This is a genomic window from Streptomyces sp. NPDC050439 (genome assembly GCF_040655335.1).
In the GTDB taxonomy this organism is placed as follows: domain Bacteria; phylum Actinomycetota; class Actinomycetes; order Streptomycetales; family Streptomycetaceae; genus Streptomyces.
In genome coordinates this window covers 203,055-217,680 of the sequence record NZ_JBFAJT010000012.1, presented here as the reverse complement: position 1 = coordinate 217,680, position 14,626 = coordinate 203,055, and the positions used below count along the sequence as shown (strand labels likewise).

15 protein-coding genes are annotated in these 14,626 nt (G+C 68.5%); 13 read left to right on the top strand and 2 right to left on the bottom strand.

Annotation, left to right across the window (positions count from 1 at the left end; translation table 11 throughout):
* Positions 1 to 36 precede the first annotated feature (36 nt).
* The 9 genes from hemL (at position 37) to AB0I66_RS39180 (ending at position 9,642) form a co-directional block, all read left to right on the top strand.
* A complete protein-coding gene (gene hemL / locus AB0I66_RS39220; RefSeq protein WP_363212844.1) occupies positions 37 to 1,374 on the top strand; it encodes a glutamate-1-semialdehyde 2,1-aminomutase in 1,338 nt (445 codons plus the stop codon).
* On the top strand, positions 1,371 to 2,054 hold the full coding sequence (locus AB0I66_RS39215) for a histidine phosphatase family protein (RefSeq protein ID WP_363212843.1): 684 nt from the start codon (positions 1,371 to 1,373) through the stop codon (positions 2,052 to 2,054). The genes hemL and AB0I66_RS39215 overlap by 4 nt, the downstream gene beginning before the upstream one ends.
* A gap of 241 nt (positions 2,055 to 2,295) precedes the next feature.
* Positions 2,296 to 3,534: a hypothetical protein gene (locus AB0I66_RS39210; protein ID WP_363212842.1), complete on the top strand. Its 1,239-nt coding sequence runs from the start codon at positions 2,296 to 2,298 to the stop codon at positions 3,532 to 3,534.
* Positions 3,535 to 3,600: 66 nt separating this feature from the next.
* Positions 3,601 to 4,224, top strand: a complete 624-nt coding sequence (locus tag AB0I66_RS39205; RefSeq protein WP_363212841.1) for a TlpA disulfide reductase family protein — start codon at positions 3,601 to 3,603, stop codon at positions 4,222 to 4,224.
* A gap of 10 nt (positions 4,225 to 4,234) precedes the next feature.
* A complete protein-coding gene (locus AB0I66_RS39200; protein WP_363212840.1) occupies positions 4,235 to 4,999 on the top strand; it encodes a cytochrome c biogenesis protein CcdA in 765 nt (254 codons plus the stop codon).
* A gap of 3 nt (positions 5,000 to 5,002) precedes the next feature.
* Positions 5,003 to 6,778, top strand: a complete 1,776-nt coding sequence (locus AB0I66_RS39195; RefSeq protein ID WP_363212839.1) for a cytochrome c biogenesis protein ResB — start codon at positions 5,003 to 5,005, stop codon at positions 6,776 to 6,778.
* On the top strand, positions 6,775 to 7,881 hold the full coding sequence (gene ccsB, locus AB0I66_RS39190; protein WP_363212838.1) for a c-type cytochrome biogenesis protein CcsB: 1,107 nt from the start codon (positions 6,775 to 6,777) through the stop codon (positions 7,879 to 7,881). Before AB0I66_RS39195 ends, ccsB begins: the two co-directional genes overlap by 4 nt.
* A gap of 189 nt (positions 7,882 to 8,070) precedes the next feature.
* On the top strand, positions 8,071 to 8,574 hold the full coding sequence (locus AB0I66_RS39185) for an SRPBCC domain-containing protein (RefSeq protein ID WP_363212837.1): 504 nt from the start codon (positions 8,071 to 8,073) through the stop codon (positions 8,572 to 8,574).
* A gap of 123 nt (positions 8,575 to 8,697) precedes the next feature.
* Positions 8,698 to 9,642, top strand: coding sequence for a DMT family transporter (locus AB0I66_RS39180; protein WP_363212836.1), 945 nt, complete (start codon positions 8,698 to 8,700; stop codon positions 9,640 to 9,642).
* On the opposite strand, the gene AB0I66_RS39175 is transcribed toward AB0I66_RS39180, so the two are convergent.
* Both AB0I66_RS39175 and AB0I66_RS39170 read right to left on the bottom strand, forming a co-directional pair.
* Positions 9,566 to 10,498: a LysR family transcriptional regulator gene (locus AB0I66_RS39175; protein WP_363212835.1), complete on the bottom strand. Its 933-nt coding sequence runs from the start codon at positions 10,496 to 10,498 to the stop codon at positions 9,566 to 9,568. The two genes, AB0I66_RS39180 and AB0I66_RS39175, sit on opposite strands and share 77 nt — an antisense overlap.
* The gene (locus AB0I66_RS39170; RefSeq protein WP_363212834.1) at positions 10,498 to 10,830 is read right to left on the bottom strand and encodes a PLD nuclease N-terminal domain-containing protein; all 333 of its coding nucleotides are present in this window, start codon (positions 10,828 to 10,830) and stop codon (positions 10,498 to 10,500) included. The genes AB0I66_RS39175 and AB0I66_RS39170 overlap by 1 nt, the downstream gene beginning before the upstream one ends.
* An 89-nt stretch (positions 10,831 to 10,919) precedes the next feature.
* Here AB0I66_RS39170 and AB0I66_RS39165 point away from each other — a divergent pair, with 89 nt between their 5' ends.
* From AB0I66_RS39165 to AB0I66_RS39150, 4 genes are all read left to right on the top strand, one after another.
* Positions 10,920 to 12,377, top strand: coding sequence for a menaquinone biosynthesis decarboxylase (locus AB0I66_RS39165; RefSeq protein ID WP_363212833.1), 1,458 nt, complete (start codon positions 10,920 to 10,922; stop codon positions 12,375 to 12,377).
* Between the two features lie 2 nt (positions 12,378 to 12,379).
* Positions 12,380 to 13,303 (top strand): menaquinone biosynthesis prenyltransferase MqnP, encoded by a 924-nt coding sequence (gene mqnP, locus AB0I66_RS39160; protein ID WP_363212832.1) that lies wholly within the window; start codon positions 12,380 to 12,382, stop codon positions 13,301 to 13,303.
* Positions 13,304 to 13,312: 9 nt separating this feature from the next.
* The gene (locus AB0I66_RS39155; protein ID WP_363212831.1) at positions 13,313 to 13,993 is read left to right on the top strand and encodes a UbiX family flavin prenyltransferase; all 681 of its coding nucleotides are present in this window, start codon (positions 13,313 to 13,315) and stop codon (positions 13,991 to 13,993) included.
* 144 nt (positions 13,994 to 14,137) lie between these two features.
* The gene (locus tag AB0I66_RS39150) at positions 14,138 to 14,593 is read left to right on the top strand and encodes an Lrp/AsnC family transcriptional regulator (protein ID WP_160510435.1); all 456 of its coding nucleotides are present in this window, start codon (positions 14,138 to 14,140) and stop codon (positions 14,591 to 14,593) included.
* Positions 14,594 to 14,626: the final 33 nt, after the last annotated feature.

Sequence of the window (14,626 nt, the reverse complement as noted above, 5' to 3'; positions counted from 1 at the left end):
ACACCTGTCCGCAGGATGTCCGAAGCCTCTGACACCATGGTTCATGTGAGCTTCCCGTATAGCGCCCCAGTTTCGCAGACTCTCTTCGACCGTGCGGCGGCCGTGACGCCCGGTGGTGTGAACTCTCCCGTGCGCGCTTTCCGCGCTGTGGGCGGTACGCCCCGCTTCATGGTGTCCGGTACCGGTCCGTACCTCACGGACGCCGACGGCCGTGAGTACGTCGACCTCGTCTGCTCGTGGGGGCCGATGATCCTCGGCCACTCCCACCCCGAAGTGATCGCCGCAGTTCAGGAGGCCGTCGCGCGCGGCACGTCCTTCGGCACGCCCGGCGAGGGCGAGGTCGCGCTCGCCGAGGAGATCGTCGCGCGCATCGAGCCCGTCGAGCAGGTGCGGCTCGTCTCCAGCGGCACCGAGGCGACGATGTCCGCGATCCGTCTCGCGCGCGGGTTCACCGGCCGCGCCAAGATCATCAAGTTCGCCGGGTGTTACCACGGTCACGTGGACGCGCTGCTCGCCGCTGCGGGCTCCGGGCTCGCCACGTTCGGGCTCCCGGACACCCCCGGCGTCACCGGCGCCCAGGCGGGCGACACGATCGTCGTCCCGTACAACGACATCGAGGCCGTGCGTGCCGCGTTCGCCGCGAACGCCGGTGAGATCGCCTGCGTCATCACCGAGGCGTCGCCCGGCAACATGGGCGTCGTGCCGCCGCGCGAGGGCTTCAACCAGGGCCTCGCGGACCTGTGCAGGGAGAACGGCGCGCTGTTCATCTCGGACGAGGTCATGACCGGCTTCCGTACGTCGAAGGCGGGCTGGTTCGGCGTCGACGGGGTGCGGCCCGATCTGATGACCTTCGGCAAGGTCATGGGCGGCGGCTTCCCGGCCGCCGCTTTCGGTGGCCGGGCCGACGTCATGGAGCACCTCGCCCCGGTCGGCCCCGTCTACCAGGCGGGCACCCTGTCGGGGAACCCGATCGCGACGGCCGCGGGCCTCGCGCAGCTGCGGCTCCTGGACGACGACGCGTACGACAAGGTCGACGTGGTCTCCGGGCAGCTGCGCGGTCTCGTCACCGACGCGCTCTCCAAGGAGGGCGTCGCGCACCGGCTGCAGAACGCGTCGAACATGTTCTCCGTCTTCTTCACCGAGCGCGAGGTGCGGAACTACGACGACGCGAAGACCCAGGAGTCCTTCCGCTTCACCGCGTTCTTCCACTCGATGCTGTCGCAGGGCGTGTATCTCCCGCCGTCTGCCTTCGAGTCCTGGTTTGTTTCCACCGCCCACGACGAGCGGGCCGTCGAGAAGATCGCCGCGGCCCTGCCCGCGGCGGCGCGCGCGGCCGCCGAAGCCACTGAACCCACCACGGAGGCCACCGCATGAGTGCGGGCAGCGAGCTCACAGTCGTCCACGTGATGCGCCACGGGGAGGTGGAGAACCCGGACGGGATCCTTTACGGGCGCCTGCCGGACTACCACCTCTCCGATCTCGGCCGGCAGATGGCCGACCGGGTCGCCGAGCACCTGGCCCCGCGTGACATCACGCACGTCGTGGCCTCGCCGCTCGACCGCGCGCAGGAGACGGCGACGCCGATCGCCAAGGCGCAGGGCCTGGACCTGGCGACGGACGGGCGGCTCATCGAGGCGGGCAACGTCTTCGAGGGCAAGACCTTCGGTGTCGGCGACGGCGCGCTGAAGAACCCGGAGAACTGGAAGCACCTGGTCAACCCCTTCAAGCCGTCCTGGGGCGAGCCGTACGTCGAGCAGGTCGTGCGGATGATGGGCGCCCTGGACGCGGCGCGGGACGCGGCCCGCGGGCATGAAGCGGTGTGCGTCAGCCATCAGTTGCCGATCTGGATCGTGCGGAGCTTCGTGGAGAAGCGGCGCCTGTGGCACGACCCGCGCAAGCGGCAGTGCACGCTCGCGTCGCTCACGACGTTCACGTACCGCGGCGACAAGATCGTGTCCGTCGGTTACACGGAGCCCGCGCGGGATCTCGTTCCCGCGCATCTCCTGGCGGGCGCCAAGCCGGTGAAGGGTAAGGCCAAGGCCTTCGGTGCGTAAGCGCTCCGCTGGTATTGCCGTCGATTGTCCGCGGCGTCGTCGTGGCTGAGCGCGCAGTTCCCCGCGCGCCTTCGGGGCGCCCACGCCAGGTAATCGGCTCGCGACTGTATGTCCATTCTTGGTAAAAGGCGCCAAATATGTGCCTGTTGCCAGGAACCCCCTTCTTCGTCGTGCCCTCTAACGGGGCGTCCATCGTGCATGGACGCATGCAGGGCTGCAGGGCGCGACGAATGGGGATGGAATGCGCGACATAAGTCGCAGGGGAATGCTCGGCCTCGGCGTGGGGACCGCGGCCGCTTTGGGACTTGCCGGCTGCGGCACGGGCGGCGGCAGTCATTCGGCGGGTTCCGCGGACGGGGTCGACGGCGGCAGCGGCGGCAAGGGCGGCGGCAAGCGCCCGGCGAAGCCCATCGGTGACGGCTCGACCTCGTACACCGGCAAGCAGCCGCACCAGCCGGGCAAGCCCGTTCCCCTTCAGCCGGGCGAGACGCCCCCGCAGTTCGTGATCTTCTCCTGGGACGGTGCGGGCGAGGTCGGCAACGGGCTCTTCCCGCGTTTTCTGAAGCTCGCCGAGGAACACGACGCGGGGATGACGTTCTTCCTCTCCGGTCTTTATCTCCTGCCCGAGTCGAAGAAGCGGATGTACAAGCCGCCGAACAACAGGGTCGGCGCCTCCGACATCGGATATCTCACCGACGGTCACATCAAGGAGACGCTGAAGTACGTCCGGCAGGCATGGCTCGAAGGCCATGAGATCGGCACGCACTTCAACGGACACTTCTGCGCGGGCAGCGGCACGGTCGCCAACTGGACGCCCGCGCAATGGCAGAGCGAAATCGACCAGGCCACCTCGTTCGTCAAGGAATGGCGCACGAATACCGGCTGGACCGATCTGCCGTCGCTGCCTTTCGACTACGACAAGGAACTCATCGGCGGCCGCACGCCCTGTCTCCTGGGCCAGGACAACCTGCTGCCGACGGCGAAGAAGCTCGGCTGGCGCTACGACGCCTCGTCGCCCGGCGGCCGGCAGCGCTGGCCCCAGAAGAAGATGGGCGTCTGGGATCTGCCGCTGCAGGCCATGCCGTTCCCCGGGCACTCCTTCGAGGTCCTGTCCATGGACTACAACATCCTGGCCAACCAGTCGCAGAACTCCACGAAGGCCCCGCCGGCCAACTATCCGGGCTGGCGCAAGCAGGCCACCGAGTCCTACATCGCCGGGTTCAAGCGCGCCTACGAGACCAACCGCGCGCCGCTCTTCATAGGCAACCACTTCGAGGAGTGGAACGGCGGCATCTACATGGACGCCGTCGAGGCGGCCCTGAAGCACATGGCCGGAAAGAAGGACGTGCGTCTGGTCTCCTTCCGCCAGTTCGTCGACTGGCTCGACGTGCAGGACCCGAAGGTCCTCGCCGACCTGCAGGGCCTTGAGGTCGGCCAGGAGCCCACCGGTGGCTGGAAGGGACTCGGGAAGGCCGTCTGAAATGGGACTTTCCGCAACCTCGGGGGGTGCGGAAGATCCCCGAATCAGACATGCGAAACTTTTCACATGAGTGCCGCCTGCCGCGCCCCCCACAGCACGAACCGCAGCCGTAGCCGCGCCGCCCTGCTGGGCGCCGGGGCCGCGGTCGCCGCGCTGGTCCTGTCGGCGTGCAGCTCCGGCGGCACGTCCGGTGGCTCCGGCAACACCAACTTCGTCACCGGCTCCGACGGCATCGCCACCGCCGACAAGGGCGAGCGCCAGGACGGGCCGAAGCTGGAGGGGGAGACCCTCACCGGCAAGCACCTGGACGTCGACGACTACAAGGGCAAGGTCGTCGTCCTGAACGTGTGGGGCTCCTGGTGTTCGCCCTGCCGGGCCGAGGCCCCGAACTTCGCGAAGGTCTCGAAGGACACCGCGGACAAGGACGTGCAGTTCATCGGGATCAACACCCGTGACCCGCAGAAGGGTCCGGCGCTGACGTTCGAGAAGGAGTGGAAGATCTCCTACCCGAGCCTGCACGATCCGATGGGCAAGCTGATGCTGCGCTTCCCCAAGGGCACGATGAACCCGAAGTTCATCCCCTCCACGATCGTCCTCGACCGCGAGGGCAAGATCGCGGCCCGCTCGCAGCAAGCGCTCAGCGAAGAGAAGCTGCGCAAGATGATCGACCCGCTGATCGCGGAGAAGTGATCTCCCCGTGATGTCCACTCTCGCCGCCGTCGGCGAAGCGAACCAGACCGTCATGAACGGCGCGCTGCTCCTCGCACTGCCCGTCGCGGTCCTCGGCGGTCTCGTCTCCTTCTTCTCCCCGTGCGTCCTGCCGCTCGTGCCGGGCTATCTGTCGTACGTCACCGGGGTCGGCGGCACCGACCTCGCGGAGGCCAAGCGGGGGCGGATGGCCGCGGGGGCCGGGCTCTTCGTGCTCGGGTTCACCGCCGTCTTCGTCTCCACCGGCGCGCTCTTCGGATATGTCGGGCAGAACCTGCAGGACTACCAGGACGTCATCACCAAGGTGCTCGGCGTCCTGATGATCGCGCTCGGCATCTTCTTCATGGGGCTCATGCCCTGGCTGTCCCAGCGGGAGTTCCGCTTCCACAAGAAGCCGGCCGCCGGGCTCGCGGGGGCGCCGCTGCTCGGCGCGCTGTTCGCCGTGGGCTGGGCGCCCTGCGTGGGGCCCACGCTCACGTCCGTCAACTCCCTGGCACTCGACCAGGGGAGCGCGGGGCGCGGGGCCATACTGAGCGTCGCGTACTGCGTGGGGCTCGGGCTGCCGTTCATCCTCGCGGCGATCGCCTTCCGCAAGGCGCTCGGCGCGTTCAGCTGGGTGAAGAAGCACTACGTCTGGGTGATGCGCATCGGCGGCATCATGATGATCGCGACCGGGCTGCTCCTCGTCACCGGAGTGTGGGACAGCATCGTGCAGGAGATGCAGGTCTGGTCCAACGGCTACACGGTGGGGATCTGATCCATGAGCAAGACCGAAGCCCCCGAAGAGCAGACCGAGAGCGATCTCGGCGCCGCGGGCTCCCAGCTGTCCACCGCCCCCGTCGACCGTGTGATGCCCGGCTCCTTCGGCGGCAAGCGTGCCCCCGGGGTCACCGGCTGGCTGGCCTGGACGGGCCGTGAGGTCGTCGGCTGGGTCCGGTGGATGTGGCGGCAGCTGACCTCGATGCGGGTCGCGCTGCTCCTCCTCCTCCTCCTCTCGCTCGGCGCGATCCCCGGTTCGCTGATCCCGCAGACCGGCATCGACGAGCTGAAGGTCCAGGACTTCAAGAAGGCCCACACCACGCTCGGGCCGCTCTACGAGAAGTTCCAGCTGTTCGACGTCTACAGCTCCGTGTGGTTCTCGGCGATCTACATCCTTCTCTTCATCTCGCTCATCGGCTGCATCGTGCCCCGCACCTGGCAGTTCGTGGGACAGCTGCGCGGCCGTCCGCCGGGCGCGCCCAAACGGCTCGACCGGCTGCCGGCCTACACCACGTGGCGCACCGAGGCCGCGCCCGACGAGGTCCACGAGGCCGCGCTCGGCCTGTTCAAGGGGCGGCGCTTCCGCGCGGACCTCACGGCGGGCAAGGGCGGCGCGGGGGCGTCTGTCGCCGCGGAGAAGGGCTACCTGCGGGAGGCGGGCAATCTCTTCTTCCACGTCTCGCTGATCGTGCTCCTGGTGGCCTTCGCCGTCGGGGCCCTGTTCAAGTCCGAGGGCGGCAAGCTCATCGTCCAGGGCGACGGGTTCTCCAACACCCTCACCCAGTACGACAACTTCAAGTCCGGCAACCTCTTCAACACCGACGACCTGGCGCCCTTCAGCTTCAAGCTGGACAGCTTCGAGTCGTCGTTCGAGAGGAAGGGCCCCGAGAAGGGCACCGCCCGCACCTACCGGGCGAACGTCACCTACAGCGAGGGCATCGACGGCCCCGAGAAGAAGAAGGCCATCGAGGTCAACAAGCCGCTCGAGGTCGACGGCTCGAAGGTCTACCTCATCGGCCAGGGCTACGCCCCGACGGTCACCGTGCGCGACGGGAAGGGCAAGGTCGTCGGCACCCAGTCCGTCCCGCTCCTGCCGATCGACTCCAACGGCACGGCCACCGGCGCGATCAAGGTCCTCGACGGCTACCGCGACAAGAACGGCAAGAAGGAACAGCTCGGCTTCAACGCCTTCTTCGTGCCGACGTTCGCGGGCGAGGGCCACGGCCAGATGTTCTCCCAGTTCCCCGCCCTGGACTACCCCGTGCTCGCGCTCTCCGCGTACCACGGAAGCCTCGGGGTGGACTCCGGTCTGCCGCAGAACGTGTACCAGCTGGACACCAGCAAGATGTCCAAGTTCAAGGACTCCAAGGGCGAGCTCTTCAAGAAGCGGCTGGTGCCCGGCGAGACGATGAAGCTGCCGAACGGCGCCGGCTCGATCACCTTCGAGAAGGACATCAAGCGCTGGGCGACCTTCCAGGTCTCCCAGCAGCCCGGCAGCATGTGGGCGCTCGTCGGGGCGGTCTCCGCCATCGTCGGCCTCGCCGGATCGCTGTTCATCCAGCGCCGCCGCGTGTGGGTGCGGGCCGTGCGGGGCGCCGACGGCGTGACCGTCGTGGAGATGGCCGGGCTCGGCCGCAGCGAGTCCGCGAAGCTGCCCGAAGAGCTGGGCGATCTCGCCGCACATCTGCACGAGAAGGCGCCGAGCGCGCCCGACCAAGACCAAGACCATGCCGACTCCACCCCCGATGTTGTTCCTGCCGAAGGGGCTGAGAAGTGAATCTCGCCACCACCCTCGCTGCCGAACCGAACGAGAACCTCGCGAACATCAGCAATGTGCTGGTGTACTCCGCGATGGCCGTCTATCTCCTTGCCTTCTTCGCGCACATGGCAGAGTGGATCCTCGGCAGCCGCAGCAAGGTCGGCCGCACGGCCGCAGCGCTGACCTCCAAGACCGAGGCCGCCGCCAAGGCGCCCGGCGTCACCGTCAAGGCCAAGGGCGGCACCGCCGTCCTCGACCGGCCGAAGGCGGCCCCCAAGGTCATCACCCGCTCCGTCACCGGCACCCGCGATGTGCCGGACGGTCCCGGCGCGTCGGCCGGGGACGAGAAGGGTGACCTCTACGGCCGTATCGCCGTGTCCCTGACCGTGCTCGGGTTCCTCGTCGAGTTCGGTGGTGTGCTCACCCGCGCGCTCTCGGTGCAGCGGGCGCCGTGGGGCAATATGTACGAGTTCAACCTGACGTTCTCCACCATGGCCGTCGGGGTGTACCTCGTGCTCATGGCGCTCAAGAAGAACGTCAGCTGGCTCGGCCTTCCGCTGGTCACCACGGTCCTCCTCGATCTCGGTCTCGCCGTCACTGTCTTGTACACCGCCAGCGACCAGTTGGTTCCCGCCCTTCACTCGTACTGGTTGTGGATCCACGTCTCGACCGCGATCTTCTGCGGCGCGACGTTCTACCTGGCCGGCGTGGCGACGATCCTCTACCTCTTCCGCGACTCCTACGAGAACAAGCTGGCCTCGGGCGGACAGCCCGGCCGCTTCGCGACCTCGGTCCTGGAGCGCCTCCCGGCCGCGGCCTCGCTCGACAAGTTCTCCTACCGCGTGAACGCCGCCGTCTTCCCGCTGTGGACGTTCACGATCATCGCGGGCGCGATCTGGGCGGGCGACGCGTGGGGCCGCTACTGGGGCTGGGACCCCAAGGAGGTCTGGTCCTTCATCACCTGGGTCGCCTACGCCTGCTACCTGCACGCGCGTGCGACGGCCGGCTGGAAGGGCCGCAAGGCCGCCTACCTGGCCCTGATCGCCTTCGGCTGCTGGCTGTTCAACTACTACGGCGTGAACATCTTCGTCACCGGCAAGCACTCGTACGCCGGGGTCTGACCCGTCTGACTCCCGCTGTAGCGCCGTAGCCTCCCAAGGCCGGTTTCTGTGACCCAGTCACGGGAACCGGCCTTCGCCGTGCGGACAGACAAGAGGGCGTGGAGACGAATCAGGCTCACCTTCCTGGTAAGAGCGCCCGTAAGCACGCCAGGGCGTGCGGGCGTGGGCGGTCCGGGTGAGGCTTGGGGCATGACCGCGACGATCGGGCAGGGCACGAGCCGGACCAACGGCTCCAGGCAGCACCTCGGCTACGAGCTCCACCTTCCCCACCCTGTGGACAAGGTCTGGACGGCGGTCGCCACCCCGGAAGGTCTCCCGGGGTGGCTGGCCGCCGCCGACGTGTGGGAGCCACGGCTCGGCGGAGCCGTCTCGTTGCGCTGGCTCAACGGCGACGAGTCGGCCACCCACTCCGGGACCATCACCGCATGGACCCCGGAGCGGATCGTCGAGTACACGATCGACCTGCACGGCCGGTGCCGGTTCCACCTGGAGGCGGCCCGGGGGAGGGCCGGGACCGCCCTGCGCTTCACCAATGAGTTCGAGGGCGACGACGAGCTGCGCCTCGACTGTCTCGCCGGCTGGCACCACCACTTCGAGTTCCTCGTCGACGCGCTCGACGGACACCCCAAGGACTGGTCGACGTGGAGCCTGGAGCCGTGGCGGGAGCTGCGCGAGACGTACCGAGAACGCTGACCATCCCCGAGGCCTGGGCCCACCGCCGTGGCCTGGGCCCATCGGTCCCGCCGATGACCCCATCGGCAGGACGCCCCACTGGCGCGTGGACCAGGGCATACGACCGCTCGTAGCTTCTTGGGCATGACCTCAGTGACCTCAGAGAACAAGGGCACGGCCCAGCTCACCGCCGCGATGGTGCTCTCCGGCACCCTCGGGATCTTCGTCGTCGAGTCGGGCGCGTCGGCCTTCAACGTCGTGTTCTTCCGCGTGCTGTTCGGCGCCCTTGCCCTGGGGGCCTACGCCTTCGCCCGCGGCTACTTCCGCGGCCACGGCCTCACCCCGAAGAAGCTCGGACTCGCCGCGCTCGGCGGCGCGTTCATCGTCTTCAACTGGGTGTTCCTCTTCAAGGCGTACGAGGAGACCTCGATCTCCCTGGCCACCGTCGTCTACCACACCCAGCCGTTCCTGCTGGTGCTGCTCAGCGCTGTGATCTTCCGCGAGCGGCTGACGAAGCAGCAACTCATGTGGCTGGCCACCGCGTTCGCCGGGCTCATCCTCGTCTCCGGGGTGCGGCCCGGTGACCTCGGCTCGCTCACCGGCATCGGCTTCGCCCTCCTGGCCGCGCTGCTCTACGGCCTCTCCACCCTCGTCACCAAGCGCATCACCGGGGTGCGGCCCCACCTGATCGCCCTCGTCCAAGTACTCGTCGGCATCCCGCTGTTGCTGCCCTTCGCGGACTTCGGCGCGATGAGCGGTACGGGCGCCGGGTGGGGCTGGCTGGTCGGGCTCGGCGTCATCCACACCGGCCTGATGTACGTCCTGATGTACGCGGCGTACGCGAAGCTTCCCACCGCCAAGATCGCCGTACTCGCCTTCACCTACCCGGCGGTCGCGATGGTCGCCGACTGGGCCGTCTACGGGCACCACATCGGTCTCGTCCAGGCGCTCGGCGTACCGCTGATCGTGCTCGCGAGCCTCAAGGTCAACCGCGCCAAGTCACCTAGGACGGTTACTGGTTCGGCAGGTTCGGCAGGTTCGCCGGCTCCGCTGTCTGCTCCCGCACCAGCCGTACCGACTGGTCGATGAACAGCCGCACATGGGCCGGAAGCCGCTTGCCCGACCGCCACGCCAGCTGCGTGTGCAGGACGAACGGCGGCTCCCACGGCAGCGCGACGAGCACTCCCGAGGTCAGCTCGTCGCGCACCGCCATCCGCGGCAGGAGCGCCACCCCGAGGCCACCGGCGACCCCTCGCTTGGTGGCCTCGATCGTGCCGAACTCCATGAAGGGCGGCGGGGAGCCGTTGCGCGTCCGCAGCTCGTCCTCGAACAGATCCCGGTAGGGGCAGCCCGGCTCCGTGCCGACCAGCTGCACCGCCGCCAGATCACCCGTGGCGAGCGACTCCGCCCCGTGCGCGGCCAGCGGATGCGTCGGCGCGCAGACCAGGACCAGCGGCTCCTCGGCCAGGACCTCGGTCTCCAGGCCCGCGTGCTCGGTCTCCCGCTCCATCAGGAACCCCACGTCGTACGTTCCCTGCCGCAGCGCCTGGCGGGTCTCGTCGCCCAGCGTGGGGCGCAGCGAGAGCTGCACCTTGGGGTAGCGGTGGTGGAAGAGTTCGAGCAGCGGGGGCAGGCGGTAGGAGGTCAGCGACTCCATCGTGCCGACGGCGATCGCGCCGGTCGGCTCCTCGGCGCCGACGACCGCGGCCCGTGCCTCGTCCGCGAGATCGATGATCTGCCGGGCGTAGGGGAGCAGGCGTTCGCCCGCGTCCGTGAGCCGGATGCGGCTGCCGAGCCGGTCGAAGAGCTCGGTGCCGAGCGAGGACTCCAGGGAGCGGATCTGGCTGGTGACGCTGGACTGGGCGTACTTCAGCTCGGCGGCGGCCTGCGTGAAGCTGAGCACGGTCGCGACCTTCTCGAAGGTGACGAGCAGCCGTAGTTCCATCAGCCGTCGCTTCCGCCGTCCTTCTTCTTCTGGTCGGGGTCCTCGTCCCGGAGGGACTTCAGGAACTCGGGGTTGTCGTCCGGTGCCACCCACTGTCCGCCGCGGCCGCCGCGCCCGGCGCGAGGACCGCCTCCGGCGGCGGGCGCCTTGCGCACCTTGCCCGTGACGAACCAGGCGATCGGGCCGAGGAGAACCTCGCCGAAGAGCAGCACGATGATGACCCAGACCACCTTCGGCAGATGCCTGACCTCCTTCTCCGGAGTGTTCAGGACATCGATGAAGGCATAGATCCACACGGCCAGGACCAGCAGGAACGGCAGATACCTGAGCATGGTGGCGCGATTCCCCAAAGGACGAAGGAAGGGCGGCGTACGAACCCCGGTGACGGGGCCAGGGTAGCCGGTGACCGATACTGGAACGCATGGCTTATGACGATCTTCGCTCCCTGCTCCGTGCACTGGAGCGCGAGGGCGATCTCAAGCGCATCAAGGCCGAGGTCGATCCGTATCTGGAGGTCGGCGAGATCACCGACCGCGTCCAGAAGGCCGGCGGCCCCGCGCTCCTCTTCGAGAACGTGCGCGGCTCGGCGATGCCCCTCGCGATGAACGTGTACGGGACGGACCGCCGCCTCCTGAAGGCGCTCGGCCTGAAGTCGTACAGCGAGATCAGCGACAAGATCGGCGGCCTCCTCAAGCCGGAGCTGCCGCAGGGCTTCGTCGGCGTGCGTGAGGCCTTCGGGAAGCTCGGCGCGATGACGCACGTGCCGCCGAAGAAGGTGAAGTCCGACAACGCGCCCGTGCAGGAGGTCGTGCTCACCGGCGACGACGTCGACCTGGAGAAGCTGCCCGCGCTCTTCACCTGGCCCGAGGACGGCGGCTCCTTCTTCAACCTGGGCCTGACGCACACCAAGGACCCGGACACCGGCGTCCGCAACCTCGGTCTGTACCGCCTCCAGCGCCACGACAAGCGCACCATCGGCATGCACTGGCAGATCCACAAGGACAGCCGCAACCACTACCAGGTGGCCGCCCGCAGGGGCGAGAAGCTCCCCGTCGCGATCGCCTTCGGCTGCCCGCCCGCCGTCACGTACGCCTCCACCGCGCCGCTGCCGGGCGACATGGACGAGTACATGCTGGCCGGGTTCATCCAGGGCAAGCGCGTGGAGATGGTCGACTGCAAGACGGTCCCGCTCCAGGTGCCCGCGCACGCCGAGGTCGTCATCGAGGGCTGGCTGGAGCCGGGCGAGATGCTCCCCGAGGGCCCCTTCGGCGACCACACCGGTTTCTACACGCCGCAGGAGGACTTCCCGGCGCTGAAGATCGACTGCGTGACGATGCGGAAGCGTCCGCTGCTCCAGTCGATCGTGGTGGGCCGCCCGCCGACGGAGGACGGCCCGCTCGGCCGCGCCACCGAGCGCTTCTTCCTGCCGCTCCTCAAGGTGATCGTCCCGGACATCGTCGACTACCACCTGCCGGAGTCCGGCGGCTTCCACAACTGCGCGATCGTCTCGATCGACAAGAAGTACCCGAAGCACGCGCAGAAGGTCATGCACGCCATCTGGGGCGCCCACATGATGTCGCTGACCAAACTGATCGTGGTCGTGGACAAGGATTGCGACGTCCATGACCTGCACGAAGTGTCCTGGCGCGCGCTCGGCAACACCGACTACGCGCGCGACCTGACGGTGGCCGAAGGTCCCGTCGACCACCTCGACCACGCCTCCTACCAGCAGTTCTGGGGCGGCAAGGCGGGCATCGACGCGACGAAGAAGCTGCCCGAAGAGGGCTACACCCGGGACGGGGGCTGGCCGAACATGGTCGAGTCCGACCCGGAGACGGCGTCGAAGGTCGACCGCCGCTGGAAGGAGTACGGGCTCTAAAGATGAGTGCTGATTCAGCGACCCCGGAACTCTTCGGGCCCGAGCCCGCACCGCCCGGCAAGGTCAAGGCGTTCCTGCGCCTCGTCATGATCGAGCACTCGGTCTTCGCCCTGCCCTTCGCCTACATCGCCGCACTGACCGCGATGTTCCAGGTGGACGAGAACATCCACTGGGGGCGGCTGCTCCTGGTCACGATCTGCATGGTCGGCCTGCGGACGTTCGCCATGGCCGCCAACCGCATCATCGACCGGGAGATCGACGCCCGTAACCCGCGGACCGCGCACCGCGAACTCGTCACGGGCGCGGTGTCGGTGAAGTCCGCCTGGACCGGGGCGCTGATCGCGCTCGTCGTGTTCCTCGGCGCCGCCGCCCTGCTCAACCCGCTGTGTCTGGCGCTGGCGCCCGTCGCGGTGATCCCGATGGTCGTCTATCCGTACGGCAAGCGGTTCACGAACTTCCCGCAGGCGATCCTCGGTCTCGCCCAGGCGATCGGTCCGATCGGCGCCTGGATCGCGGTCACCGGCGAGTGGTCCTGGCAGGCGGTCATCCTCGGCCTCGCGGTCGGCATCTGGATCGGCGGCTTCGACCTGATCTACGCCTGCCAGGACGTGGAGACGGACCGCGAGGTCGGCGTGAAGTCGGTGCCCGCGCGGTTCGGCATCCCGGCCGCCGTCTGGGGCTCGCGCGGCTGCCACCTGGTGACCACGGCGCTGTTCGTCTGGTACGCGGCGGACACCGGGGCGGGTGTCTTCTTCTGGCTGGGGCTCGCGGTGGTCGCCGGTGCGTTCGTCTACGAGCACTCGATCGTGAAGCCGCACGACCTCTCCCGGCTCAACCGCGCCTTCTTCCAGGTCAACGGCTTCATCGGCATAGCGCTCTTCGTCTGCGCGCTGCTCGATCTGCTGATGCGCGGACTGACCGTCTAGGCTCACGGTGTGAAGCCAGGAGACACGCAGCGTAAGCCTTGGATCGTGGGGGTGTCGGGGGCCTCGGGGACCCCGTATGCCGCCGCAGTGCTGCGGGCGCTGCTCGCGGCGGGGGAGAGCGTCGACCTGGTGGTCTCGCGGGCCTCGCGGCTGACGATCCTGGACGAGACGGGCATCGCCTTCAGGGACGCGCACTGGCAGGAGGACCTGCGGGAGTGGCTCGGCCGTGGCGCCGACGGAAAGCCCGCGACCTTCGACGTGCCGGTGGACGACGTGCGGTACTGGGCGGCCGGGGACCTGGCCGCCGGGCCTTCGTCGGGGTCGTACGCGACCAAGGGGATGCTGATCGTGCCCGCGTCCACGGCGTGCGTGGCCGGGGTGGCGCTGGGGCTCTCGAAGGATCTGCTCCAGCGGTCGGCGAGCGTGACGCTCAAGGAAGGCAGGCGACTCGTCGTCTGTGTGCGCGAGACGCCGCTGAACGGACAGACGCTGAAGCACTTGGTGACGCTGGACGAGGCTGGCGCGATCGTGCTGCCCGCCTCTCCGGCGTTCTACGCGGGGGCGACGCACATCCAGGATCTGGTGGACTTCGTCGCCGGGCGGACGCTCGACGCGGCGGGGGTGCCGCACCAGCTGTACCGCCGCTGGAAGGGAGAGCTCGGCGGAGGCTCGGCCCCTTCGGGGGATTAGCGCTTCTCCGCAGCTCGGGCATGTTCGAAGAATCCTTGCCGATCGACGGGGATTCCGAAAGATTCGCAGGGTCTAAACCCTGTTGCGCCTTGGTTTCTACACATAGACTCGCGGTATCGCTGAATAATGAAAGGCATCGCACCTATGGACGCCGTGGACAGGCAGCTCATCCAGGCTCTGCGCGAGAACGGCAGGGCCTCGTACGCCGAACTGGGCCGGCTCGTCGGCCTCTCCGGCCCGAGCGTCACGGACCGGATCAACCGCCTCGAGGCGGCGGGCGTCATCACCGGCTATCGCGCGACCGTCGACTCCGCCTCGCTCGGCCTGGGCGTCATCGCCCTCATCGGCATCTCCCTCTCGGACGCCGCCGACCACGAGGACGTGGCGCGGCGCCTGAAGGACCTGCACGAGATCGAGGACTGCTGGTTCATCGCGGGCGACGACTCGTACATGCTCAAGGTCCGGGCCAGTGACGTGGACGGCCTGGAGAAGACGATCCGCAGGCTGAGCGGCACGAAGGGCGTCTCCAGGACGCGTACGACGATCGTGCTCTCCACGAAGTGGGAGAACCGCGTCGGGGAGCTGCCCGAGGAGGAGTGACCCGCGGGGCGTACGGTTGGCGGAGGTTTGTGG